Here is a 26274-nt window from a genome sequence, read left to right as displayed (position 1 = left end):
CTTATTTTCCCTTAATCTCTTCTAATTCTTTAATACTTGGTTTTTTCACAGTAATTCGTATATCAATACGGCGATTTTTACTATGGCAAATATCATCATATTTTCCGCAATTTTTAGCTTCATTACGTGGGCGTGTATCGCCATAACCACTCACAGAAAAAAGGGCTTCTCCTATATGATTTTTCATCGCATTTAATCCATTACTTGCCTGGTTTGGATCTTCTGCCCAAAATTGCCATACTGAGATTGCTCGCATTGCAGATAATCCCCAGTTACCTCGCAATATAGGATTTTTATAGAAATTATTATCCGTATGTCCTTCAATAAACACCGTATCTAATAAAGTAAAACGAGCTTTTGCTTTATTTTGGCTATCTATATCTCTATTTAAGGCTTCATACAACACATTGCCAATTTCACGTATATTGTTTTGTAACGTATCTGGAATATCAGAACTACCTGATGCAAAGCGAAGAGAACTTTCAGGAATATGCAATACGGTATCATTATCCGACTTCTCAACTACAATTTGCTTTTGCTTTAATTCCTCGACAATCTCATCGATAATCTGTTTTCGAACTTTTTCAGCCCTTGCCACTTCATCAACCTGCTCATCCACTTTTTGGCTTTTGGTTGCAAGTTGCAACATTAACGCTGCCGCCGCCAGCATAAAAATGACCAGCAAGCTCGCCATCATATCGGAAAATGACATCCAATATGGATTTTCCTCATCGGTTGAAGCAGAAGAATTAGGGTTACGCCATCTCATTATGCACCTCTATGTGAGATTTTTGTTTCAATTTCATCCACTGTATCGCTTAAGGCTTTCACCGCATTCACCATATTGGTAGTGTATTCACGAGTTTGGTTATTCCACTCATTCAAACGATCATTGGTTTGACTTTGAACTTGTTTGCTGTAATCCACGAGCAATTTACTCACTTCCGCATTTAAGGCTTCGATATACGTTCTTAATTGCAACGCAAATTGATTGAAGTTAGTTTGCATACTTTCAAAGGCAACTTTAGTCGTTTGAGCCGTATCGCTTAAATTACCCGCTGTTTTTTCCAAGAATACGCCAGAGGTTTCTAAACGGCTGGTTGAAGCATTAAATAAGGTAGCTGTATTGCTATTTTCACGCGTAACTTTTTCCACATTGACAAGGATGGCAGCTAATTTCGTGTCAAATTCAGTTAATGCAGCTTTTAAGCGTGTTGCCACGTTATCGAAGCCCGTTGCACTGCTGTTGATCTTAGCAGACGCACTTTCCATGGATTCTGAACTTGCTTTATGAGCTTGACTTACGCGTTCAAATGAAGTTGCTAATGTAGTAAGTTGAGCTGAAAGCTCATCATTTTGCTTACCTTGTGTTGCCAGCACTTCTTTTACGCTCTCTGTCAAGGTTTGTTGTGTTTGACGACCTTTTTCCGCTTGTTGCATAAAGTCTGCCGCTCTCGCCTTATCCGCCTCTGCTTGGGCATTAATTCGTTCGCTTAAACCTGACTCCATTGCTTTTAACATTTGGCTATTGTTATTGTTCAAGGTTTCAATAGATTGAGCAAGTTTCTCCATAAAGCTATCGGTAGAAGCAGTCAGATTTTCCTCACGTTTTGCAAATTGTTCGTTCATTGCCGTTGCTCGAAGATTATCAGCTTCAGTTTGTGCATTTAAACGAGTCGTTAAAGTTTCTTCAATCACCTTCAACATATTTGCATTGTTACGATTAAGTTCTTCAATCGCTTGAGTTAGTTTTTCCATAAAACTATCAGTTGAAGCGGTGAGATTTTCTTCGCGTTTTGCAAACTGAAGAGATTGTTCTTCAGCTTTTTCGCTTAACATAGTTTGCATAGAAGAAAACATGGATTGGTTATGCTGATTAAATTCAATCATCGAACTTGCAAGGGTTTGCATAAATTCCACTGCTTGTTCATTCTGCTGTTGAGTTTGCGATTGCATATCGCCAATTTGGGTACTGAAATGCTGTTGCATTTGTTCCAACATTTGGCAAGTACCATCACGTACTTCGGTCACTTTAGCATCTAATTGTTCAACAAAGGTAGAAAGACGAGATATCATCTGGGTTGAACTTTCCGTAAATGCTTGGCTGGCATTGTTCATTGCATTTTTTTGCATTTCGCCTGCATTGCCAATTTTGCTAATAAACTCCTGAAGTAAAACCTCCACCATTTTTTCCGAACCTTCTCGGGAATTTTCCATCATTTTAGTTACCGCTGGTGCAAGAGATTCTTTAAGGCTATTAGTAATACTTTTGCTAATTTCAGAGGAAGTATCTTTCATTACCTTTTGCATTTGCTCGCCAATTTTTTCACTTAAGCTAGCCAAATGCGTTTTCGCGTCATGATTTATTGCTTTAATCTCGGTTAAAGTTTGTTCCGCAACAATTCGAGGGAAAATAGCATCAATGCGTACTTGTAATTTACTAATATTATTTTTTACTCTACGCTCACAAATTTTTTCAAACCAGTTGAAAAGCAGGCTAGTAATAACCCCCCAAAGTGATGTAATAAAGGCAGTTCCTGCTCCACTCACCATAGAATTAATACCTTCAGTAATTTTTGATGGATCACTTCCTTTAAAATCAATATCACTTAATCCAAAAGTTAATCCCAGAAATGTGCCTAACACCCCGATTGCAGTTAAGAAACCAGGTACGGCAGAAAAAAGACGATTCTCAGTTAAGCCACCCGCTAAAGTATGATTATTAAAGAAATACGCTGCATCAACCGTGTTATATAACTTTCTGCTTTTATGTAATAATTCAACTTCAACGAGTGATTCATTAAACTCTTGCCAAATTGAACCAAACTTCTTATTTTGTTTTGCTTTTTCAAGAAGTTCGCGACGCTTATCCGCTAATGCCTCTTTTTCTTGTTCAATATTCTTAATAAATTTTACATAGAAGTTAATCGCAGTTTGAGCTTTGATATATTGGAATACTACTTTAGTTAAATACCATAAAAAGAAGAATGCCAAAATGATAAGAATTGCAAAAGTTAATCCATCTGAGAATGTTGCAATGGGAAAATGGGGAAGGAATTTAGATAAGTAGTCTGTATAAAAATTTTCCATAGGAAAGCCTTTTTAAAAAGTAAAAATCAAACCCTATTATTCAAAAAAAAAAAATACCTTTGTCAATCATAAAGTTATTATTGGATGAAAAAATAGGCACAGTTATTACTGAATAACTATACCTATTTAAAAAGAAGTTGCAATTAATTATTGCCCACCCCCGCCAAAATCCGATCTGCAAATTTTCCGATGCTGACACCGAAATTATTTGAACGGTTCCAATCCATCAGTGTACGGAAGTTATTGGTCACTAAAAATGCTCTACCTACTTCTTTATCTGGGCGAATAAGCCAGAGATTTGCATTTTTTATCTTATCCAGCTTTTCAACCTCTTGGTCAGTTGGGTAAGCAAGATAAATACCCCAAGCCTGCCACTCTCCTAAATTTTTAGCTTTATTTTCCTCAAGCCCTGAGAAAGAGAGATCAATAGGATTATTGAATTTTACCTCTACGCCCCAAGGTAATTGATTATCCCAGCCAACGGTCGAAAGATAAGAAGCAATAGAAGCAAAAGCATCATATTCATTATTCCAAATATCTTTTTTGCCATCATTATCGCCATCGGCTGCATAAGCTAAATAAGCGGTTGGCATAAATTGAGTTTGCCCCATTGCCCCCGCCCAAGAGCCTTTCATTTCTGAGCGTTTAAGTGCTCCGTTATCTAGCATCTTCATCGCATTAACAAACTCTTGGGTAAATAATTTCTCGCGACGTCCATCAAACGCTAATGTGGCTAATACCGAAAGCACATCAAAATTGCCTTGATATTTGCCAAAACTACTCTCCATTCCCCATAATGCCAACAGATATTCTTTCTGTACGCCATATTTTTGACTGGCTTTGGTTAAGGGCGAGTTATAATCGTACCAACGTTTTACTGCCATATCGACTTTAGCTTGCGTCAGTACCTTGTTTAGATAATTTGTTACGCCATTCGGATTAGGTGGCGGCGGCGTATTTGGGGAACGTTTTCGAGCCGATTGTTGTTGATCTAACTGCACCGCTCTTACGTTGTAGTTAATCAAATTCTGTGCATTTAAGACACGCTCTGAAACTCCCTCGCCTGCTGCTTTTTGTTTTAGAAAAGAGACATAATCATTAAAATTGCTTACCGAACGTACTTTGCTATAAACCGCATCCATTGGCAAAGGTGCATAGAACGTATAATTCTGCTTATTGCTTGAGCAGCTTACCAACGTGAGTGTTAAAAATGTCAGCGGGAAAAGTAAAAATTTTTTAGATTTCATCTTTATTCAATTAAATATTGACCATACGATTAGGGCGAATCACATTATCCGCGGTAATTTCCGCCACGCCCAAGAATTGCTGTGTGTTTGAAAAGAGTCGCACAAGTCCATAAACTTGCTCGCCATTTTCAAATTTCACTCTTTGACCAAATTTAACCGCTTTAGTTTGTGATTCATCTAAATTTATTTGCGGAAGACTTGCCACTGCAGTATCCATTGGTAATAACAAGCGGTCTAATTCTTGTTGTGGAAAACTCTCCGCCAATAATTGTAATTCTTCAATTGGCATCATTTCTTTAACAGGATAATCTGCCACCGCCAAACGGCGTAGCACAGTTACGTGTGCACCACAACCAAGCACTTCGCCCAAATCATCCACCAACGTGCGGATATAAGTCCCTTTCGAACAATGCACTTCAAGCGACAAATAAGGGGCTTGATATTCAACAAATTTCAGCTCAAAAATAGTAATCGGACGAGCTTCACGCTCTACCGTAATGCCTTTGCGTGCATATTCATAAAGTGGCTTGCCATTATGTTTAAGGGCAGAAAACATCGTAGGCACTTGCAAAATATCGCCACGGAATTGCGGCAATGCAGCCAAAATATCCTCTTCAAGCACATTCACTTCACGAGTTTCCACCACTTGCCCTTCGGCATCAGAAGTATCTGTACGTTCGCCCAATTTCGCCGTCACAAAATAACGCTTATCTGAATCTAGCAAGAACTGAGAAAACTTAGTTGCCTCGCCCAAACAGATCGGTAACATCCCCGTAGCAAGTGGATCTAATGCACCTGTATGCCCTGCTTTATTCGCTTGAAACAGGCGTTTAACCTTCTGCATAATGTCATTGCTCGACATCCCTTTCGGTTTATCGAGCAAAAACACACCGTGTACATCACGCCCTTTTTTACGCGGTCTAGACACAGTTAGCCCTCTTTATGCTTAGCTTCGTCTTCACGAATGACGTTAGAAACGAGGTTAGACATACGCATCCCTTCCACCAACGATTCATCGTAAATAAAACGCAATTCAGGCACAATACGCAAACGCATCGCCTTACCCACTAAAGAACGGATATATGGGCTAGCTTTCTCCAAACCTTTCATACCTTGATTAATCGCTTCTTGATCGTTATCAAATAAGAAAGTGACAAAAATTTTGGCATATGCCAAATCACGCGACACTTCCACATCCGATACCGTTACCATTCCAATACGAGGGTCTTTCACCTCACGTTGCAAAATTACCGCCACCTCTTTTTTTAACTCTTGGGAAACGCGGTCACTACGTTTAAATTCTCTGCTCATTATCTTTATCCTATAAAATCGTAAAAGTGCGACATTTTACTGGAATTTACGGAAATTAGCACGAAAAATCACAGCAACCACTATGTTAGATAATCCGCCACTGAATCAAAAAGACTTTCTCTTCTTCCATCGTTTGTTGCGTTTTAGCACGTAATGCTTTCAGCAGGTGCATTTCCTCATCTTGAATTTCATCTTGCACATCATCAAGTTCATTGCGTGCTTTGCGAAGCTGTTTGCGTAATTTAGAAATGGATTCTTGCAAATCAATTTGGCGTGCTAAGTCATTTTCCGTCACTAACTCACGTTCTTTTGCTCGTATTTCCTCTTTAATCTCTAAAATCAAATCTTCCACTGCTTGCATTTGATCTTTTGCCCAAGCCTGAATACGCAACATTTCCGTTTTCAATAAAGCATCATTTTCCACCTGAATCTGTTGCTTCGCCTGCCCAATTTGTTGATGGATTAAATCTGCAAAAGCAAGCGGTGGATTTTCTGTCAAACTTTGCACTTTTGCAGAAAGAGAAAACAGACGTTGGCTAAATTCGCTATCGGTAATCGCATTTCCATTTTGATCACAAATACTAAACACCAACGCATCTTGTTTTTCCACAGGCGATGTGACGCAAATTTTATCTAATTTCAGCCAGCCAGATTGCCCTTGATAACGTTCTAACGAACTGATTTTTTCAGGATAATGGGCATAATCAAACACCAAAGCCGCATCAGGCGTTTGGGCATTGAGTGCCGTCTGAACACAATATTGCCCCAACGGTTGATGAAGGCGATATTCTTGCCCTGCAATCTGTTGAGAACGGTTTTTCTTCGGCAACAAATAACGCCCGAGCGAAACCCCACCCACAGGCGAATCATTCAGCAAGAAATACCAATCGGAATGGTTAAAAGTGGCTTTATCCGCCAACGCAAATTGTGTTACCCCCCAGAACCACTGCTCCATCGCACTTAACCGCTCCCGTGCCATCACTTTTAAGCGATCAAGCACCGATTGATCAAACCGTTCCACCAAGGCTTCTTGCGTTTCTTTCATACGGTCGCTGATTCTATCGGCAAATTTCGCTTGCAGTTCATCAAAGGCATGCTGAATTGCTTTTTCTGTTCGACAAGTGGCATAAATGTTGGCGATTTGATTTTCAATATCCACGCCCGATTCAATCTGCCCCAGCACTTCATCAGAAGCCCCTAAAACACCTTGGAAAAGCTTAAATTTCTCCGTGAGTAGCTCCAACACGCGTTGATCGGCAAGATTACGTTTATTAAGAAAATTCACCACAACTACGTCAAATTTTTGACCATAACGATGACAACGCCCAATCCGTTGCTCTACTCGTTGCGGATTCCAAGGCAAATCGTAGTTAATCAGTAGCGAACAAAATTGCAAGTTTACCCCTTCGCTTGCCGCTTCCGTAGCAATCATAATCTGTGCATTTTCGCGGAAATGTGCAATCAAGGCGGAACGTTTATCTACATCAACAGATCCTGTTACTTTTTCCGTCCCCGCATTGCGGGCTAACCAATCATGGTAAATTTGGGTAGATTGTGCATCGTTATTCGTCCCACTAAACATGACTACCTGATTGGCATAGCCATTTTTTAGCAAGAAATCATACAAATAATGTTGCGTGCGAACTGATTCCGTAAAAATAATCGCCTTTTGTGCCGCCCCCAGTTTTGCCATTTCGCCAAAGCCTGTTTGCAAGGCTTTTAATAACGCATTGAGTTTACTGTCGCCGACTAAACTTTCTGTTAAGCGAATAAAGCCTTCAATTTCGCGAATCTCTTTATCTAACGCATTGAGATTTAACGTGCCGCCCGTTTCCGGCGTTTCTTCACCAGCGTCTAAATCCTCATCGTTTACGCCTTCATCAGCTAATAATTCATCAACGACAGCAAGTTCAGAAGAAAGCTCGCCTGTATTTTTCAACGATAACAAGCGATCTAAAATCGCACGCAAAGTGCCGAGCACCGCCTGTGGGCTGGAAGCCAACAATTTACGCAAAATCAATGCTGTCAAATGTTTGTGCTGTTTCGGCAAAGCGTAAATCGTCTCTTTATGTAGAAAATCGGAAATCGCCTCATAAAGTTGTTGTTCCGCATCACTCGGCATAAATTCCTGAGTGATGGTTTTCCGCTCCGTATAACGCACATATTCCAACACATTTTTCCGCAACGTCCGCTTAATAAACTTCGCCATGCGGCTTTTCAGCTCGCTTAAATTCCCTTTTCGCACAAACTCTTTTTGGAAGAATTTTTTATCGCCGAATAAATGCTCATCTAATAATGTTGATAAGCCATAAAGCTCCATCAATGAATTTTGCAATAGCGTTGCCGTCAGCAACAATTTCCGCTTGCCGCCAAAGGCTTGACGCATAGCTTTACCCATTTTGTTATCAATTTTGTAAGCATTACGCATTTTGTGCGCTTCATCAATCACCACCAAATCCCAATCAAATTGCTTAAAGGTAGCCATCTCTTTGGTAGCATATTGGTGCGAAACAATCATCACTTGTTGTTCTAGATGGTTTTTGCAAAAATGCAGCAATTTTGAACCGCTCTTTTGCCGCATTTCTGCCATCACCACCGCTTTATCAACGACCAATGTCGGCAAATTAAATTTCTCGGCAAGTTCATTTGCCCACTGTTTCCGTAAAATCGCAGGGCAAACAATCAGCAGTTTGCGTTTCCGCTCCGCCCACATTTGGCAAATTACTAAGCCCGCTTCAATGGTTTTTCCTAAGCCAACTTCATCAGCAAGTAAAACACCTTCTTGTAGCGGATTTTTCAATGCAAACAACGCCGCATCAATTTGATGAGGATTTAAATCTACCCTTGCATCAAATAGTGATTGTGATAAACGGTTATCATCTGTTCTGCGGCACGTGATTTCTGTTGATAAGCCATAAAGCTCCATCAATGAATTTTGCAATAGCGTTGCCGTCAGCAACAATTTCCGCTTGCCGCCAAAGGCTTGACGCATAGCTTTACCCATTTTGTTATCAATTTTGTAAGCATTACGCATTTTGTGCGCTTCATCAATCACCACCAAATCCCAATCAAATTGCTTAAAGGTAGCCATCTCTTTGGTAGCATATTGGTGCGAAACAATCATCACTTGTTGTTCTAGATGGTTTTTGCAAAAATGCAGCAATTTTGAACCGCTCTTTTGCCGCATTTCTGCCATCACCACCGCTTTATCAACGACCAATGTCGGCAAATTAAATTTCTCGGCAAGTTCATTTGCCCACTGTTTCCGTAAAATCGCAGGGCAAACAATCAGCAGTTTGCGTTTCCGCTCCGCCCACATTTGGCAAATTACTAAGCCCGCTTCAATGGTTTTTCCTAAGCCAACTTCATCAGCAAGTAAAACACCTTCTTGTAGCGGATTTTTCAATGCAAACAACGCCGCATCAATTTGATGAGGATTTAAATCTACCCTTGCATCAAATAGTGATTGTGATAAACGGTTATCATCTGTTCTGCGGCACGTGATTTCATTAGCAAAATAACGGGCGTGATAAGGTGTGATATTCATCATTGCATTTTCTCAAACATTTGCTGTAAATAATTGTTTTCCATAAACAAAATGTGTCGTTCGGCAAGCTCTTCTGCGGTTAATTCCATATTGACCCAATCTTTCAATTTGGTAATCGACAAAATAAAACTATTTAGCACCAAATTCGGATCCGCTATTTTGGATTCTAATTCTTTCACTTCTTTATAGAGACCTAATTTTGGATCGTGTAAGTCCATCCTGATAATGCTTTTCGGATCAACAAAGTTCAGCCATTGCTTACCGTTTGCGTGATCCACCACCCACAGTAAAAAGTCAGGATAGAAATTACCTGCTAAGGCAAAACCTAAGCCCTTGTCTTTACGAGCGGCATTGCGCATTAAATAAAGCGATTTACCGCCAAGCCATGTCGCCAATTCACCTGATTTTTCGGCAATCATTAAATCATGGATAAATTTCACTTCACTTTCTGCGTCAAATGGTAACGGGGAAATCTTTATCGGCAAACCTGTTGATTTATCAAAGGAAATAAGAGGATAAAACAAATGGCTATTAAAACAAATCGCCTTAAATTCAGCCAGTGGGGATTGCCAATTTATCGCCTGCTCAATTTTCTTATCTCGAATTAAATCAGCCAATTCTTCGATTTTTTTAACCGCTTGTTCACGCTCATAAGGAACATTTTCTTCCTCACCAAACAACATTTTGTATTCATCAAAGAACGAACCATTTTCTTCAGTAACAATCGTTGTTTCCATAAATTGCTGTTCATAAGCGACTTTCAAACGACGGTAAAATTGGTCGGTATATTCCTTCAAAAGCCGGAGCAAAATATCCTGTTGCGTTTGAACATCGGCAAAACAACGAATTTCCATTGCTGAATCTGGCACATAGAGCAAATACCAATCATCTCGACTCTCGACAAATTTACGCAATCCATCACGGCTAACACGCAAATTTGACCAAGTGCGTTCCATCTTGTATTGCTGTAATGCTAAATAAAGTTTGTCCCAATCGAATAAAGCAAAAATTTCTCGCTTGAATTTATTGCTTTGGCGTGCATCATTATCGCTTTGACGAATCGCTTTAGAACTTAATGCTTCCAATCTTGGATACAGATCCAACACGGCTAAAATCGGCTTGATTTTACCTTGGGCAAATTTAGGCAGCTCATAAAGCTGCACCATTTCTTGGCGTTTAAAGCCCATTTTTTGGTTGTCTTTATAGCCATCTTTTAATCGTAAGGTTTTCAATGCGACATTAGCAGGCAGCTTTTTCTGTACAGGAAAATCTAACTGCAATACTTCATCAGGCGATTGAATTCCCTCATCTTGCAAGTATTCACGGAATTTCGCCATATAATCGGCTTTAATACCGAAAATATTGAGTGTTTCTAATTTATCTAACCCTAAACCTTTTGGCATTTCGTTTATAGGCGTTCTTCGTAGCGAAAAATTACGTCCTTTCAAACGTACACCACGTCCAAAAAGTTGAATAATTTGCGAGCCTTCCCCTCTGCCCATATTCAACAAGCCCATCGTTGAAACTCGCCAGCTAGACCAACCTTCGGTAAATTTTCGAGAACCAATCAGTAAATTGAGCGTTGAACTGTCTTGATTGATCGTGCCAAACAAGCCGTCTGAAAATTCGTCTTGTTCAACCGATACATTCTCTAATTCCACCGCACTTTTAAGCAATTCACTGCTATCGCCAACGTTAATTAAAGCAAAACAATCGTTATTGCCCACTTTTAACGCCACTTCGCCCGAAGCTTTTTTAATATTATGCAAATACAGATGCGAGGCACTTTCTGCATTAAATAAGGTTTTCAGAATATCACTATAAAGGGCATTTAAATCGCCTTTAAAATTTGCTAATGGCAAAAAGCGATGACGGAAGATGGCATTACCTTTACTATCTAGCAAGAGTGGTTCATCACACAGCAAATCGTTTAACCACGCTAAAATTTGCGAACGATTTTTGCCATTTAAAAAATAGGCTAACTGTTCTACGACTGCCCAAATATCACTATTTTCAGCATTTACCGTATTACCCACAAATACCCACAGCGGTTTATGCAGATTGTAAGCGGTCAGTTTTTCCTGATTTTTTGCAAATAAATAAAGTTGCTGATAAAAAGAAATCTTGTGGGTTAATATCTCGGCTGTCCAAATAGCGGTTGAGTTTGTCGTAATCATATTTTTCACAATTACGCCAGATTACTAACGTTTTTTCACCGCTCGTATTTGTGCCTTGCACCGTGACTAAGCCATTTTCACGCTTATCGTTGATTTCACTGACCCGCAAGCCAATCAAATAGTTAAAGGTTTCCACCAAATCAATGGTTTTCGCTTCATACGCACCTGCAGAAGTAGTGGCGATGTTGAGTTGATAGTCAAACGGTTTAGCAAAATGCTGTGTATTAAGTAGCGAATCACGACTTTCTACATCTAGCATATAGTGCAATAAATAGTCGTTTTGTACCGTCTCCGGTAACCCCATATCAGCCAAATCTTGTATTGGTTTACGCAATTCCAAATTGTTGAGCGTGTCTTCGTAGCTTTCCAGTTTTAACACTTTGACGATTTGTGACACACCACCAAATGCCCCGTTATCTGCTTGCGGTTTGCCGTCTTTCCACTCTTTAGCAAAAATCACTTTTTGCACGCGTGGTTTAAGTACGCTGTCAAAATACTCGCCTTGTTCTACCAAGATATATTTACGATTGCCGTTATCTTCTCGGTTAAGATTGATCACTGCGTGGGCAGTTGTGCCTGAACCTGCGAAGTAGTCTAATGCAATATCATTCTGATTCAAATTTAAAACTTTTAATGAATCATATATGGCTCCAGGAGATTTAGGAAAATCAAAAACACTAGTCTCTTTAAATATATCTACTAGTACTCTTGTACCATTATCTCTAGCTGAATATTTAGGTTCATCCCACCAAGTTCTCGGTAGTACACCATCAATATTTACATATTTTTTTCTGTATAATTCGATTTTTTCAGCAACAATTCTAGCCTCAAATCTATCAGGCTCATTAATTAAATTTTCTACGCTATAACGCCAAACTTTTTCGGTACCATCAGGGTGAAGTGGGTATAAAATCAAATACTCATTTGATATTTCTTCATTTAAGATCCAAATTCTTTTATCTTCATCCCATTTCATATTTGGAACAAATATTTGCAAACTATCTATCTTAATCTTTAATGGGTAATATTGTTTTGGTCTATCTATTCTATTGGAATCAGGTCCGTTCCTTCTTAAATTTTCCCATTCATAGAAACCATTATCATCTTTTAAAGAATAACGCTCTAATTGCTTTTCAGAATGAGGTAATCTTCCAACAGACTTCATGCTGTCTGAATTTTGGTAATAAATTCCATATTCATGGTTAATAGAAAATCCTTTTAAAGTTGATCTACCCGAAGGATTATTTCTTATAGGTGTTGTAGCTAAAAAATTATACTCACCGAAAATATTATCTAATAACAATTTAGCTCTATATAATTCAAAATCATCTATTGTTATACAAAATATACCTTCTGATTTTAATAAGGATCTTGATTTTGCAATCCTCCCTTCTATCAAAGATAACCAACTCGAATGCTTATACCCATTTTTATAAATAATTTCTGATGCATTAGTATTATAAGGCGGATCAATATAAATACATTTCACCTGTTCTTTATATCTTTCCTGCAATAAATTGAGTGCTTGGAAATTATCGGAATGAATGAGCAATCCGTTAGTTTTATCGTCCAAATGTTCTATTTCTCTCAACACATCAGCTTGGAACTTCGGTTCAAATAAAGCAGTATCTATCACCAAGTGCGGATAGTTTTTGCAAAGTTCTGCCACATTGAAACCGCTTGTATTCACGTTAAACAAGGCTTGCCATTGGGCGGTTTGTTTTGGATTATCTAATGCAGCCTGCACTTGATCTTCGTTTAAATGATCGAGCGTAATTAAATAATGGCAGCCTGCCACAAATTTCTTCTTCAACCACAATTTCTTTTGAAAATCTTCTAATTGAGCAAGGAAGGCAATAATTTCTTTTGCTACTGTTTTTAGCGTTTTAATCGTCTGGAGATTTTGCTCAATATGTGAAAAATCGGTGCTGTCTTGAATATTGTCCAAGTTCATCACTTCATTTTTGATATAAAAATCCAACTCTTGATTTAAAAATTTACCGAGGTTTTTGTGAATAAAATAATCGGCGGTATTTTTAGCGGTGTAGTCGGTAAGATATTTTTCAAGCAGCGTACGATTTTTATTTTTCTCCGTTGGCATTGCTTTGAAAATACCTTGAAATTCATCGGGAATTGCAAAGTTTTGGATTTTTTCCACCGCTTGTGTGATGTAATCTGATTGTTTTTCTTTTTTGTTTACCGCTTTGTATTCAAAACGAAGTATGAGTAAATCGCCTTGGATATCAAACGGCAAAATATCCATTTGAATTTCATCACCGTTTTCATCTGTTTCGGTTTTAATTTGTGGTTCAATTAAGGCAAATACTCTAGCTTGCTCATTATCTTTGCGATTATCTTTTGCAGTATCAGCTTCCACCAGACGGAATTGTACTTTTTTGCCGTTTTCTAATGTGAAAGCATAATTACTGAAACTTTCGCCTGATTTGGTGTAGTACTGGTCTTTATTTGCCCAGTGCAACATCACTTCTTCGCCGGCATAGGGAATGGCGTAAGTATCGCCTTTATAGCGACGTTGGCTGATAAAATCGCCGTTGTCGTAATAGCGAGAAAAGAAGGTAAAAAGGTGGTTATAAACAGCGGTTTCTTGCTCAGGTTTGCCCGCCAGTGCAGTTTGAATTTTTTGAGGGAGTGAGGTTTCCAGAAAGGTCGCAATTTCCGCTGCGCGAGAATTTAAAATGCGATAGATCCCGAAATCTAGCTCGGGTTGATTAATTTGAAAAATTTCCTTGAGTTTAGATATAAGTTGTGCAAGGTGAGGTGAGGTGAGGCATATTTTCGTCCTTTTAAAATCTATCTGTCAAGTTATTTCTGATGAAATTAGGTGTTTTTTCTTGCGAAATCAATAGGTTATGTATCCATAAAAAAGCGGTCTCATTTCGCAAAAAATTTGCAAAATTAAACCGCTTGTAGGGTATGTGAACCAAGAATTCACGCACGGAAATTATTTAACTTGCGTGCGTGGAATATTATTTCACACCCCCTACCGATTAAATCGAACGCTTAACCTCAACCACTTCGAATACCTCGATTTGGTCACCAACTTTAACATCGTTGTAGTTTTTCACGCCGATACCACATTCCATATTGCTACGTACTTCGGATACGTCGTCTTTGAAACGGCGAAGTGATTCTAACTCACCTTCAAAAATAACCACGTTGTCACGCAATACGCGGATTGGATTATTACGTTTCACCACTCCTTCGGTTACCATACAACCTGCAATTGCACCGAATTTCGGATGACGGAAAACATCACGTACTTCAGCCAAGCCGATAATTTCTTGTTTGAATTCAGGTTGAAGCATACCGCTCATCGCGGCTTTAATTTCGTTGAGCAATTCATAAATGATTGAGTAGTAACGTAAATCGATGTTTTCGTTTTCAATCACACGACGTGCTGTTGCATCGGCACGCACGTTAAAGCCAACAATAATCGCATTTGATGCTGCCGCTAAGGTTGCGTCTGTTTCGGTAATACCACCTACACCAGAACCCACCACTTTCACGCGAACCTCTTCGGTTGAAAGCTCATTTAATGCTTGAACAATCGCTTCTACCGAGCCTTGTACGTCTGCTTTCACGATGACGTTCAATTCTGAAACATCGCCTTCCGTCATATTGCTAAACATATTTTCAAGTTTTGCTTTTTGCTGACGAGCCAATTTCACTTCACGGAATTTACCTTGACGATATAACGCGACTTCACGTGCTTTTTTCTCATCACGCACTACGGTTGCTTCATCACCCGCAGCTGGTACGCCTGAAAGACCTAATACTTCCACTGGTAATGAAGGACCAGCTTCGTCCACTTCTTTACCGTTTTCATCACGCATTGCACGTACACGACCGTATTCAAAACCGCAAAGTACGATGTCACCTTTGTGTAAGGTACCCGATTGAACCAAGATGGTTGCCACCGGACCACGACCTTTGTCTAAGTAAGATTCGATCACTACACCGCTTGCCATACCGTCTTTCACGGCAGTTAATTCAAGCACTTCTGATTGCAACACGATAGCATCTAATAATTCATCAATACCCGTTCCTTTTTTCGCAGAAACTGGTACGAATTGTACATCACCACCGAATTTTTCAGAAATTACTTCATATTGGAGTAATTCTTGTTCTACGCGGTCTGGGTTTGCTTCTGGTTTATCGATTTTGTTCACCGCAACCACTAAAGGTGCACCCGCCGCTTTCGCGTGTTGGATCGCTTCGATAGTTTGTGGCATCACGCCATCGTCTGCTGCAACTACAAGCACCACAATATCTGTTGCTTTCGCACCACGTGCACGCATTGAGGTAAACGCTGCGTGTCCTGGAGTATCTAAGAAGGTAATCATCTTACCGTCGTTAGTTTCGACGTGGTATGCACCAATGTGTTGAGTAATACCACCTGCTTCGCCTGCTGCCACTTTCGCTTTACGAATGTAGTCAAGTAGTGATGTTTTACCGTGGTCTACGTGCCCCATAATGGTTACCACTGGTGCTCGAGTCACTAACTCAGCATCGGTATCGCGATCGCTCATTACCGCTTCTTCTAATTCATTTTCTTTGCGAAGAATGACTTTGTGCCCCATTTCTTCTGCCACTAATTGCGCAGTTTCTTGGTCTATCACTTGGTTAATCGTTACCATCTCACCCATTTTCATTAAGGTTTTGATAATTTCCGTTGCTTTCACAGCCATTTTGTTAGCGAGTTCTGCAACGGTAATAGTTTCACCAATCACAACGTCCGCTTTCACCACTTGAGCTGGTTTAGTAAAGGCCTGTTGCAACGCAGCCCCTTTTTTACCTTTGCCCTTACCTTTTTGATCACGTTGGTTACGGCGATCTGCAGTGCGTTCGTTTTTGTCGTCTTCACGACCTTTTTTCGCTTTCGCTACGCCATTTTTACCTCCACGACGATTACCACCTTCGCTACGGCGGTCGTTATCACGCTCTGCATCACGTGCATAGCTTGAGGTAAAGCGTTCATCTTCGAAGTCGTCGTTATTGTTATCGCCCGCTTCTTCACGTTCAATTTCTGCTAAACGGCGTGCGTTTTCTGCCGCACGTTTTGCATCCATTTCTGCTTTTTGGCGCGCTAACTCTTCTTGCTTACGGCGAAGCTCAGCTTCTTCTTTTTTCTTCGCTTCTTTTTCAGGATCAACCGCTTTCTCTTGTTTTGGTGTTTCCACTTTTGGTTGAGCTGGTTTTGTCGCTTTATTTGGCATTACAGGTGCAGCAGGTTTTTTCGCAGCTTTAGCTTCTTCGGCTTTTTTCGCCTCTTCTGCTGCTTTTGCATCAGCTTCAGCTTTTGCTTTTTCCTCTGCTTCACGAGCTGCTTTCTCTGCTATTTCTTTCTCTTTTGCCGCTTTTTCTAAAGCTAATTTAGCTTCTTGTTCCGCCTTCTCTTTTAATGCTTTTACATCAATCGGTGCTTTTTTCTCTTTTACTTCAACGGCTTTGGTTTTACCTCCCGTTGTTGTCGCATTCGCTTTACTCGTTTTACGAGCACCGCCTAATGAGAGCGTTTTTTTCTCAGTTTTTTCTGTCATTATAAATTCCTCTCAACGTAATTAGCTAAACCAACAAATTTGACGAGCAGCCATAATCAATTCGCCTGCTTTCTCTTCAGATAATTCTTCAATATCCGCTAATTCGTCTGTGTCTTGTTCAGCTAATTCTTCAAGGTTGGTAATGCCTTTTTTTGCTAATCTAAATGCAATGTGGCGTTCCATACCTTCAAGGTTTAATAATTTCTCATCGATTTGAGCTTGTTTTAAAGCGGCTTCTTCTTCAAGTGCTTTCTTCGTAATTGCATTTTTCGCACGCACTTGTAGCTCTTCTACTAAGTCTTCATCTTCCAAGCCATCAATTGCTGTTAATGCATTAACTGGCACATAGGCAATCGCTTCTAAAGAGGTAAAACCTTCATCAATTAACACTTGTGCAAAATCATCATCAATTTCTAATGCTGAAGTTAAAAGGTTAATTACTTTACCATCTTCTTCTTGTGCTTTCTTATCAAGCTCTTCCACCGTCATTACATTTAATGTCCAACCTGTTAATTGGGTGGCTAAACGCACGTTTTGACCGTTACGACCAATCGCTTGTGCTAAGTTTTTCGCTTCAACCGCAATATCCATTGAGTGAGTTTCATCGTTAATTGTAATAGAGCTGACATCTGCAGGTGCCATTGCGTTGATCACAAATTGCGCTGGGTTATCGTCCCAAAGCACGATATCAACACGCTCACCGCCAAGCTCATTGCTGATCGCTTGAACACGTGAACCTCGCATACCCACGCAAGCACCTACTGGATCGATACGTTTGTCGTTAGATTTCACAGCAATTTTCGCACGTGAACCTGGATCTCGAGCTGCACCTTTAATCTCGATGATTTGTTCACCAATTTCTGGCACTTCAAGTTTGAATAACTCTTCTAACATCACAGGTTTTGCGCGGGTTATAAAGATTTGTGGGCCTTTTGATTCAGGCTTAATCGCATATAACACACCACGTACACGGTCACCTGGACGGAAGTTTTCGCGCGGAAGCATATCTTCACGCACAATTACCGCTTCACCTTTGATGTCTTCGGTTTTGCCTTGTAGCTCGAGGAAGATGTTATCGCGAGTGACTTTTTTCACAGTCGCACTGATGATTTTGCCTTCATCTGGGCGGAATTCATCAATAATTTTGCTCTTCTCAGCTTCACGGATTTTCGTTTTTACTACTTGACCGAAGGTTTGAATTGCCACACGTCCAAATTCGATAGATTCCACTTCATCTTCAACCACATCGCCTAATTGGATTTCAGGATTGTCGAATTGTGCGGCTTCTAAGCTGATTTCACGCGTCATATTATGCACTTCTTCCACCACTAACCAACGACGGAAAGTTTGGAATGCACCGGTTTTACGATCAACCACAACACGCACATCAATATCTAAATCGCTACCTTTTTTCGTTGCAATGGTTAAAGCGGTTTCTAAAGCTTCAAAAATCGCTTCTTTTGGTAATTGTTTCTCGTTTGAAACCGCTTCAGCGGCTAAAAGAATCTCTTTACTCATTGGATTTCTCTTTCAATTATCAATAATAGGTTAAAAATCAAATACAGGCACTAAATTTGCCTTTTGAATATTGCCAAATGCGAACTGACGTGGCTCGTTATCTACGATTAAAGTAATCAAATCGCCTTCAACACTTTCTAATTTACCTTGCCATTTACGGCGGTCAAACATTGGAATGCGTAAGTGAACCACTACATCACGCCCTACAAAACGCTCGTAATGAGCCAATGTGAATAATGGACGATCTAAACCAGGCGAAGAGACTTCAAGGTTATATTTGTCTGCGATAGGATCTTCAACATCTAAAATCGCACTAACTTGACGGCTAACATCGCTACAATCATCAATTGTTACGCCACCTTCTTTATCAATAAATAAACGGACGGTTAAATAACGTCCTGCGCGTTGACATTCAATGCCAACTAACTCACACCCCATTGCTTCAATGGTATCCGTAGTTAGCTCTTCTAATTTCTGCTCTAAAGTAGCCAAAGGTTTTCTCCAGATGTAAAAAAAGGGCTTAACCAGCCCTTATGATACGAATAAATTGTATCCGCCACCTATATTCTTTAAACGCAAGCAATACAAGCGGTTTGTTTTACGTGATATTTTGCAAATAGATTACAAGTATACATAAAACAAAGCTCACAGACCTTATCAGGAATGTGAGCCGATAAAACTGGTTGCGGGGGCCGGATTTGAACCAACGACCTTCGGGTTATGAGCCCGACGAGCTACCAAGCTGCTCCACCCCGCGTCTGATGGGCGTATTATAGAGATTTTGGAGATGATGTCAAATATTTTTTGAAAATAAAAACAGAACGGTTCCTGAGCTTGTCGAAGAATGAGTTTTGTTGCCTCCCTTTAATTCATTACAAATAAAGTGTAGAATGCTCCAAGTATTCATTTATATAGATAAAAACAGAGAGAACTATGAGCGAAGAAATTTTAACACAAGAAAATGATGTTCGTGCGAATTTTATTACCCATATTATTGATGAAGATTTAGCATCGGGTAAACATACTAGCGTTCACACCCGTTTCCCACCTGAGCCAAACGGCTATTTACATATTGGTCACGCCAAATCAATCTGCTTAAACTTCGGAATTGCCGAAGATTACAAAGGTTTATGTAACCTCCGTTTTGATGACACCAACCCAGTAAAAGAAGATGTGGAATATGTTGATTCTATTAAAGCCGACGTTGAATGGCTTGGCTTCCATTGGGATGGCGAGATCCGTTATGCGTCAGACTACTTTGATGCACTACACGGCTATGCCATTGAACTTATCAAAAAAGGCTTGGCGTATGTAGATGAGCTTTCACCAGAAGAGATGCGTGAATATCGCGGTACATTAACCGAACCGGGTAAAAACAGCCCATATCGCGACCGCTCTGTGGAAGAGAACTTAACCTTATTCGAGAAAATGAAAAACGGTGAGTTTGAAGAAGGTAAAGCGAGCTTGCGTGCAAAAATTGATATGGCTTCGCCATTTATGGTAATGCGTGACCCTGTGTTATATCGTATTAAATTCGCTAGCCACCACCAAACAGGCGATAAATGGTGCATTTATCCGATGTACGATTTCACGCACTGTATTTCAGATGCGATTGAGCGTATTACTCACTCATTATGTACATTAGAATTCCAAGACAACCGTCGTTTATATGACTGGGTGTTAGATAATATCAGTATTGAACATCCGTTACCGCATCAATACGAATTCTCGCGTTTAAACTTAGAAGGTACTTTAACTTCTAAACGTAAGCTATTGAAATTGGTAAACGAAGAGATTGTGGATGGTTGGAATGATCCACGTATGCCAACCATTTCTGGTTTACGTCGCCGTGGTTATACGCCAGCATCTATTCGTGAATTCTGTCGTCGTATTGGCGTGACCAAACAAGATAACGTAGTGGAATACTCTGCCCTTGAAGCCTGCATTCGTGAAGATTTAAACGAAAATGCACCACGTGCAATGGCTGTAATTAATCCTGTTAAAGTAGTAATTGAAAACTTCGAAGGCGAAGAGTGGTTAAAAGCACCAAATCATCCAAACCGTGAAGAATTAGGCTCTCGCGAATTGCCTTTCACGAAAGAGCTTTACATTGACGAAGCTGACTTCCGTGAAGAAGCAAACAAACAATACAAACGCTTAGTATTAGGTAAAGAAGTGCGTTTACGTAATGCTTATGTGATCAAAGCTGAACGTGTAGAAAAAGATGCAAGCGGTAAAATTACCACCATTTATTGCACATATGATTCGGAAACCTTAGGCAAAAATCCTGCTGACGGTCGTAAAGTGAAAGGTGTAATCCACTGGGTTTCTGCAACACACGCCAAACCTGCAGAATTCCGTTTATACGATCGCTTATTCACTGTACCGAATCCAGGTGCGGAAGAAGAGCTCGAAAGCGTATTAAACCCAAATTCTTTAGTGGTAAAACACGGTTTTGTTGAACCAAGTTTAGCAAACGCAAAAGCAGAACAAGGTTACCAATTCGAACGCGAAGGTTACTACTGCTTAGATAGCAAAGATAGCCACCCAGAACACTTAATCTTCAACTTAACTGTAAGTTTAAAAGAGAGTGTAGCGTTTTAATTAGACGATAAATTACATAGGGCTAATCATATTAGCCCTTTTTAATAGGATTATTTAAGGAGAAAATTATGACTCATCGCCCATCACTCATCGCTAGCTTAGTTTTGGGATTATTGACAGGCTGTCAAGTGCTTAATGATGGATTAAGTCAAGTTAATCAAACACTTCAAACCGTTAATGATACTCTTGCGGGAACAACTATTTCTTCAAGCACAAAATCTTCCGTCGCTTCTGCATTAAACAACGCTACCCCACCTCAAAATGTAAAAGCTCTATTTAATGACGCTAAACCAACTTTAGAGAAAGTTTTAATATTGATTGCTTGTGAAAAAGATGATCAAGTGAAGGCTTATACAGATGAAAGTAGTGTAGGAATATCCTACCCTCTTAACCCTGTTCGCCAAATGTCTTACAACAAATCAAATTGTGTGAATGTACAACGAATTGATGGCATACAGCTAAAATCTGCAAATACCTTTATTTTTAGAACGGTTTTTGTCTCACCAACAAGCCAAGAAACTCATATTGGACGCTATCTCGCCATAAAACAACCTAATGGAGCTTGGTTATTTAATTGGAGCACAATCGGCATGTAGTAAAAAGTTGGACGGGGATACCCCGTCCCTATGCACATCACACCACAGGCTTCTCCCGATAAAACAACAAACCAGGCAATGCCAATCCAAACACAATCGCCCCCAGAATAAAGGTGGTATTCAAAAATGCACTAATCGCATTTTCAAACCTAATTTCAGAGAAGCCGAAATGATGAAGCTGCACCATCCCAATCATTGCCTTATAGGCATATACCCCAGGAATCATCGGAATAATTGCCGCAACAGTGAATGCTTTTGGATGTGCTAAATAACGGTGAGATAAATGTACACCAATAAAGCCAATCACACAGGTAGCAAAAAAAGTAGCAAAGACAATAGGAATATGAATTTGCAGTAATAATGTGCGAGTAACGTGCCCTAATGCTCCTAAAAACGCACAATACTTCAACGCTTTTATAGGTGTATTAAACACCAAGCCGAACCCTACCGCAGGAATGGCTGCAAAGAACATATCGTCTAACAAACTGAATATAAAATCCATTTTAATGCCCCCAAGTCGAAATATTCATCATGCTTAACGCAAACACAATCCCCAAACACGCCCCAAAAGTGAGAATAGTAGCAACGGTCCAACGCCCAATTCCCATATTGATATAGCCTTTCAAAATATCCGCCAGCGAATTGATAAGCGGAAAACCAGGTACAAGCAATAAAACGCTGGAAGCCAACGCTACTTGCGGATCGTTTCCCCACTGATATTTCAAGCTTAAGCCCGAAATCAGAGATGCAACAAAAGAGGTCATTGCAAATACAATCAGCGGATTATAATGCCGTTTAGATAATACTTGACGCACGAACATTCCCCCAGCGGAAGCAAAAAAGGTAATCACACAAATCACCCAATCGCCACCCGAAAGATGAGCAAAAGAGGCACAAGAAAGCCCGATCATTCCCACCACTAGCATTGGTGGATATTTCAGCGGTTTTAATCGATTCAACTTTTGTTGCACCATCTCTAAATCATACAGTTTATGCTCCACCGCAATCACAATCCGCTGCACATCGGTGACCATCTGCATATTAATGCCTTTATCGCTGTTTTTCCGCGTGGTCGTAATGCAGTGTTCATCTGAAAGTGTTGTGAGCACAATCGCATTCGCTGTTAAAGCACACTCTACACTCTCCACACCTAATGCTACACCCAATCGCTGAGCCATTTGTACCACCACCGTACTCTCCGCTCCGTGTTGCAACAGCAATAACGCTACTTGAATACACACCCTTGTTACCGCCCGTTGATGTTCCTGTTCCATATTGAACCTCGCACAAAAATTAAACTGCCTGAATTATAATCCTAATGCTTCAATGTGATTAGAAAATGAACTTCAGTTATGATCTAGGTCAAAAGATAAGAAAATTGATGTAATCGCAAAAATTCCAAAAAAACAAACCGCTTGTAGCAGAGACATTACAAGCGGTTGATTTTTTATTAGAATTTGCAATAACTTTATTTAGCCGCCTGCAAAATGGTTTTTAGCTGTAAAATACTCGGTGTTACTACAGGCAAAAATGCACATTCTCGCCAACGGCGGATAAAATCTAAACCTGCGTTTTGCAAGTAGCCACGGCCGCCTGAGGCTTGTAATTCAAGCAATAAACTTGAAGCAACTACATCCACAATTTCGATACGTATATCAAATAAGGCTTTTGGATTGTCGATAAAGAAATTGGATTGATTTAATCCTTCCGCTAAACGGTGCTCTAAATTAGCTAATTTTTGTACCTGTTCATCATATTCTGGTTTTAGCACAGAACGATTATCCACGTAATCGAGTAATTTTTTCACTTCCGAAAGGCTACGTGCTGCCAAACCAAATGCCATTGCACATTGCAGACCTAGGAAAGTTGGGCGCACTTGGGCTAAATATTCACCTGCGTTTTCTGCAATGATCCAATCAGGATCGAGCTCCACGTGATTTAACTCTATCGCCACCGTATTACTGCCTTGTAGTGCTATAAGCGATAATTCTTTCGTGCGAGTCACTCCATTTACGTTATACGGTAACACAATAATCACAGGTGGTTTGCTTCCATCTGCATATTCTGCAGCAAAAATTGTAATAAATCCGCTCTCTTTCAAATTGGTAATCCACGGCAAGCGGCCTTGTAAATAGCGTTTCCCGCCTTCTTCTACAATTTTTACTTGTAATTCTTCAATACCTGAAAGGAATTTCACCGCATTTGATAAGCCCGTACCGCCCGATAATTTGGCATTTAATAAATCATCCAACGTTCACGCGGCAAGCTATTTTTACTGCTTAATAAATTTTGGATTAAGGTGCAATGCCCCCAAGAGATAAAACCTGCCGTTAAGGAGTAAGTCGAAATTTCACAAACCGCTTCAATCGCTTGTTGGAATGAACCACCTTTACCGCCCAATACTTCAGGCACACCAATTTTAAAAATACCTTCTTGTGCCACTCGCTTAAATAACTCATCAGCATATTGATTTGATTGATCAATCTCTGCTACGTGTTGGTTTAACCATTCAATAAATTCAGTTGATAGATATTTAGCCATAAAATGCTCCTTTAATCGTTAAAAAATGAAGTTGGAGCGATATTAGACAAAAAGCAAACGATTGAGAAATAATAAAAACCTACTTATTATTCATTTTTATTCTGAAAATCATTAGATTAAAAAGTTATAAAAATTAAGTAATCGTATTTCCTTCATGAGTGCTTCTCTTTTATTTTAACAAATGATATGGCTATTACTGTTAATAATATTGCTTTAGTCTGAGAAAATCGAATCAAGGAAATCTAAACCTAAATTTCTGAACTAGAAAAAGTGTTGGAAAATTCAAGGCAGGCGAAAAAAGCGGTTTTAGACAAATGGCTTTAATCTAAACGAAACGCTATCTTTAAAATAAAAGATAGCGTTTTTTCTATTTATGTAGTCTCAACTGCACCACTGCTAATGCCGTTAAAAAAACGACCGCTTGGATGAGCACAATGAAAGGTCCTGTTGCGGCATCAAAATGGAAACTGAGGAAAATGCCCCAGAAAACGCTGTTTACTGAGGTTAAAATTGCGATGAGCATCATTCGTTCGAAACGTTTGGTAAGAATATAGCCCGTAATCCCAGGAGTAATAAGCATAGCGACTACCAAAATTACGCCGACTACTTGCATAGCACTAATGATGACTAACGCTAATAATACTAACAAGCTGTAATGCAAGAATGTAGTGTTTAAACCCACAGTGCGGGCGTGCATTGTATCGAAGCAGTAAAGCAAGAAATCTCGACGTTTGAGCACAATCACAAGGAACACAAAGGCGGAAATAATCAAGCTTTGATAGAACTCGTGGGCTGTGATGCCGAGCAAGTCGCCAAATAAAATATGCATTAAATGCTGGTTGCTTTCTACTTTGGTAAACATGACCAAACCGATAGCAAACATCCCTGAGAATACTATGCCCATCACGGTATCTTCTTTAATTCGGCTATTTGTTTTTAAATAGCCTACGGCAATGGTACAAAAAACGCCAGAGAAAAATGCGCCAATTGCGAGCGGGATAGAAAGCATATAAGCAAGCACGATCCCTGGTAACACCGCATGGGAAATCGCATCGCCCATCAAAGACCAGCCTTTTAGCACTAAATAGCAAGATAACGTAGCACAGATAACCGCTACAACCAGCCCGATAATCAACGCCTGTTGCATAAAAGGAAACGCAAGCGGTTCAGCAAACCATTGATAAATCGCATTCATCATAGACTCCCCCCTTGACCTGCTTCACAAGCGGTGGCTTTTACGGATTGATTTGCAAATCGGCGTGGAATCAAACCATATTTTGGCGAGAAGAAAAATGCGATTAAGAAAATCAACGTTTGCAATGCGACAATACAACCACCTGTTGCACCATCAATGTAGTAGCTGATATAAGCCCCAACAATGCTGGTAATACCGCCTAATAGTGTTGAGATAATCAATAATTTACCGAAGCGATCAGTTAGAAGATAGGCTGTCGCCCCTGGGGTAACCACCATTGAGATCACTAAAATCGCCCCTACGCTTTGCAGTGCAGTAACCACACAAGCACTGAGCAAACTAAAAAAGATGATTTTTAACTTAAGCGGTGAAATACCAACTGCTTTGGCTTGTACTTCGTCAAAGAAAACCAACAAGAGATCTTTCCAGTAAAAGAGCAAAAGTACGATCGTAACGCCCAGAATAATCAATACTTGGTTTACATCTTCATCTGCAATGCCCAAAATATTGCCGAGAATGATCGACTGCACGTTTACCGAAGTTGGATGAATGGAAATAATAAATAAGCCCAAGGCAAAAAAGGTGGTAAAAATAAAGCCGATTACCGCATCTTCTTTGAGTTTAGTCATTGATTTCACAGCAAGAATCGCAAGCGTAGCAAAAAATCCAGAGAAAAAAGCACCCATCGCATAAGGTAGAGAAAAAGCATACGCCAGAGCAACACCTGGTACAACTGCGTGCGATAAGGCATCGCCAATCAATGACCAACCTTTGAGCATTAAATAGGAAGAAAGAAACGCACACACTGCCCCAATCACACCGCTTAGCGCAATGGCTTTAAACATATAGTCGTAACTAAAGGGTTCGAGTAATAATTCCAACATACT

At 39.9% G+C, this 26274-nt stretch carries 18 protein-coding genes, 1 tRNA gene and 1 pseudogene; 2 read left to right on the top strand and 18 right to left on the bottom strand.

Annotated elements, in window-relative coordinates; all coding sequences use genetic code 11:
* Nucleotide 1 precedes the first annotated feature (1 nt).
* From DPV92_RS00560 to DPV92_RS00505, 12 genes and pseudogenes are all read right to left on the bottom strand, one after another.
* Entirely contained in the window at nt 2-769 is a 768-nt protein-coding gene (locus DPV92_RS00560; protein WP_111353129.1) for an OmpA/MotB family protein, read from the bottom strand.
* A complete protein-coding gene (gene zorA, locus DPV92_RS00555) occupies nt 769-3090 on the bottom strand; it encodes an anti-phage ZorAB system protein ZorA (RefSeq protein WP_111353127.1) in 2322 nt (773 codons plus the stop codon). Before zorA ends, DPV92_RS00560 begins: the two co-directional genes overlap by 1 nt.
* Nucleotides 3091-3233: 143 nt before the next feature.
* Entirely contained in the window at nt 3234-4337 is a 1104-nt protein-coding gene (locus DPV92_RS00550; RefSeq protein WP_111353126.1) for a lytic murein transglycosylase, read from the bottom strand.
* Between the two features lie 10 nt (nt 4338-4347).
* The gene (gene truB, locus DPV92_RS00545) at nt 4348-5265 is read right to left on the bottom strand and encodes a tRNA pseudouridine(55) synthase TruB (RefSeq protein WP_111353124.1); all 918 of its coding nucleotides are present in this window, start codon (nt 5263-5265) and stop codon (nt 4348-4350) included.
* Nucleotides 5266-5267: 2 nt separating this feature from the next.
* The gene (gene rbfA, locus DPV92_RS00540) at nt 5268-5648 is read right to left on the bottom strand and encodes a 30S ribosome-binding factor RbfA (RefSeq protein WP_111353122.1); all 381 of its coding nucleotides are present in this window, start codon (nt 5646-5648) and stop codon (nt 5268-5270) included.
* An 85-nt stretch (nt 5649-5733) separates the two neighbouring features.
* Nucleotides 5734-9195, bottom strand: a complete 3462-nt coding sequence (locus DPV92_RS00535) for an SNF2-related protein (protein ID WP_225791950.1) — start codon at nt 9193-9195, stop codon at nt 5734-5736.
* Nucleotides 9195-11318 (bottom strand): annotated as a pseudogene (locus DPV92_RS10025) (DEAD/DEAH box helicase family protein); the annotation flags it as partial. The gene DPV92_RS00535 and the pseudogene DPV92_RS10025, both read right to left, overlap by 1 nt.
* Nucleotides 11248-13854: a site-specific DNA-methyltransferase gene (locus DPV92_RS10020; RefSeq protein WP_225791943.1), complete on the bottom strand. Its 2607-nt coding sequence runs from the start codon at nt 13852-13854 to the stop codon at nt 11248-11250. The gene DPV92_RS10020 and the pseudogene DPV92_RS10025, both read right to left, overlap by 71 nt.
* Before the next feature lie 526 nt (nt 13855-14380).
* Complete coding sequence (infB, locus tag DPV92_RS00520; protein ID WP_111353121.1) at nt 14381-16933, bottom strand: translation initiation factor IF-2; 2553 nt, start codon at nt 16931-16933, stop codon at nt 14381-14383.
* A gap of 21 nt (nt 16934-16954) precedes the next feature.
* Nucleotides 16955-18451: a transcription termination factor NusA gene (nusA, locus tag DPV92_RS00515; RefSeq protein ID WP_111353119.1), complete on the bottom strand. Its 1497-nt coding sequence runs from the start codon at nt 18449-18451 to the stop codon at nt 16955-16957.
* Nucleotides 18452-18481: 30 nt separating this feature from the next.
* Entirely contained in the window at nt 18482-18943 is a 462-nt protein-coding gene (gene rimP / locus DPV92_RS00510) for a ribosome maturation factor RimP (RefSeq protein WP_111353118.1), read from the bottom strand.
* A gap of 188 nt (nt 18944-19131) precedes the next feature.
* A tRNA-Met gene (locus tag DPV92_RS00505) sits at nt 19132-19208 on the bottom strand.
* Between the two features lie 176 nt (nt 19209-19384).
* On the opposite strand from DPV92_RS00505, the gene glnS reads away from it, so the two are divergent.
* Both glnS and DPV92_RS00495 read left to right on the top strand, forming a co-directional pair.
* Nucleotides 19385-21055 (top strand): glutamine--tRNA ligase, encoded by a 1671-nt coding sequence (glnS, locus tag DPV92_RS00500; RefSeq protein ID WP_111353116.1) that lies wholly within the window; start codon nt 19385-19387, stop codon nt 21053-21055.
* Between the two features lie 68 nt (nt 21056-21123).
* A complete protein-coding gene (locus tag DPV92_RS00495) occupies nt 21124-21651 on the top strand; it encodes a hypothetical protein (RefSeq protein ID WP_111353115.1) in 528 nt (175 codons plus the stop codon).
* Nucleotides 21652-21688: 37 nt separating this feature from the next.
* Here the strand turns inward: DPV92_RS00495 and DPV92_RS00490 are convergent, their stop codons facing one another.
* The 6 genes from DPV92_RS00490 to DPV92_RS00465 form a co-directional block, all read right to left on the bottom strand.
* Nucleotides 21689-22153 (bottom strand): threonine/serine exporter family protein, encoded by a 465-nt coding sequence (locus DPV92_RS00490; protein WP_111353113.1) that lies wholly within the window; start codon nt 22151-22153, stop codon nt 21689-21691.
* A 1-nt stretch (nt 22154) separates the two neighbouring features.
* On the bottom strand, nt 22155-22925 hold the full coding sequence (locus DPV92_RS00485; RefSeq protein ID WP_111353112.1) for a threonine/serine exporter family protein: 771 nt from the start codon (nt 22923-22925) through the stop codon (nt 22155-22157).
* Nucleotides 22926-23119: 194 nt separating this feature from the next.
* Nucleotides 23120-23902, bottom strand: a complete 783-nt coding sequence (locus DPV92_RS00480; protein WP_225791942.1) for an acyl-CoA dehydrogenase family protein — start codon at nt 23900-23902, stop codon at nt 23120-23122.
* Nucleotides 23887-24192 (bottom strand): acyl-CoA dehydrogenase family protein, encoded by a 306-nt coding sequence (locus tag DPV92_RS09885; protein ID WP_225791941.1) that lies wholly within the window; start codon nt 24190-24192, stop codon nt 23887-23889. Before DPV92_RS09885 ends, DPV92_RS00480 begins: the two co-directional genes overlap by 16 nt.
* 367 nt (nt 24193-24559) lie before the next feature.
* The gene (locus DPV92_RS00470; RefSeq protein ID WP_005710046.1) at nt 24560-25387 is read right to left on the bottom strand and encodes a metal ABC transporter permease; all 828 of its coding nucleotides are present in this window, start codon (nt 25385-25387) and stop codon (nt 24560-24562) included.
* Nucleotides 25387-26271 carry a metal ABC transporter permease gene (locus DPV92_RS00465; RefSeq protein WP_111353111.1) on the bottom strand — a complete coding sequence of 295 codons (885 nt, stop codon included), beginning with the start codon at nt 26269-26271 and terminating at the stop codon, nt 25387-25389. The genes DPV92_RS00470 and DPV92_RS00465 overlap by 1 nt, the downstream gene beginning before the upstream one ends.
* Nucleotides 26272-26274: the final 3 nt, after the last annotated feature.

It is taken from the genome of Pseudohaemophilus paraphrohaemolyticus (assembly GCF_003253115.1).
Taxonomy (GTDB): Bacteria; Pseudomonadota; Gammaproteobacteria; order Enterobacterales; family Pasteurellaceae; genus Haemophilus_A; species Haemophilus_A paraphrohaemolyticus_A.
The sequence above is the reverse complement of the archived record's forward strand: the minus strand, read 5'-3'. Positions and strand labels throughout refer to the sequence as shown.

What these genes read in the sequence shown, in the direction of transcription:
- rbfA (WP_111353122.1), bottom strand. Translation starts at nt 5,648, where the DNA reads ATGAGCAGAGAATTTAAACGTAGTGACCGCGTTTCCCAAGAGTTAAAA.
- DPV92_RS10020 (WP_225791943.1), bottom strand. Translation starts at nt 13,854, where the DNA reads ATGTTGCACTGGGCAAATAAAGACCAGTACTACACCAAATCAGGCGAA.
- DPV92_RS00550 (WP_111353126.1), bottom strand. Translation starts at nt 4,337, where the DNA reads ATGAAATCTAAAAAATTTTTACTTTTCCCGCTGACATTTTTAACACTC.
- DPV92_RS00485 (WP_111353112.1), bottom strand. Translation starts at nt 22,925, where the DNA reads ATGGAACAGGAACATCAACGGGCGGTAACAAGGGTGTGTATTCAAGTA.
- infB (WP_111353121.1), bottom strand. Translation starts at nt 16,933, where the DNA reads ATGACAGAAAAAACTGAGAAAAAAACGCTCTCATTAGGCGGTGCTCGT.
- DPV92_RS00495 (WP_111353115.1), top strand. Translation starts at nt 21,124, where the DNA reads ATGACTCATCGCCCATCACTCATCGCTAGCTTAGTTTTGGGATTATTG.
- DPV92_RS09885 (WP_225791941.1), bottom strand. Translation starts at nt 24,192, where the DNA reads ATGGCTAAATATCTATCAACTGAATTTATTGAATGGTTAAACCAACAC.
- DPV92_RS00490 (WP_111353113.1), bottom strand. Translation starts at nt 22,153, where the DNA reads ATGGATTTTATATTCAGTTTGTTAGACGATATGTTCTTTGCAGCCATT.
- glnS (WP_111353116.1), top strand. Translation starts at nt 19,385, where the DNA reads ATGAGCGAAGAAATTTTAACACAAGAAAATGATGTTCGTGCGAATTTT.
- DPV92_RS00470 (WP_005710046.1), bottom strand. Translation starts at nt 25,387, where the DNA reads ATGAATGCGATTTATCAATGGTTTGCTGAACCGCTTGCGTTTCCTTTT.
- DPV92_RS00465 (WP_111353111.1), bottom strand. Translation starts at nt 26,271, where the DNA reads ATGTTGGAATTATTACTCGAACCCTTTAGTTACGACTATATGTTTAAA.
- DPV92_RS00535 (WP_225791950.1), bottom strand. Translation starts at nt 9,195, where the DNA reads ATGAATATCACACCTTATCACGCCCGTTATTTTGCTAATGAAATCACG.
- zorA (WP_111353127.1), bottom strand. Translation starts at nt 3,090, where the DNA reads ATGGAAAATTTTTATACAGACTACTTATCTAAATTCCTTCCCCATTTT.
- nusA (WP_111353119.1), bottom strand. Translation starts at nt 18,451, where the DNA reads ATGAGTAAAGAGATTCTTTTAGCCGCTGAAGCGGTTTCAAACGAGAAA.
- DPV92_RS00560 (WP_111353129.1), bottom strand. Translation starts at nt 769, where the DNA reads ATGAGATGGCGTAACCCTAATTCTTCTGCTTCAACCGATGAGGAAAAT.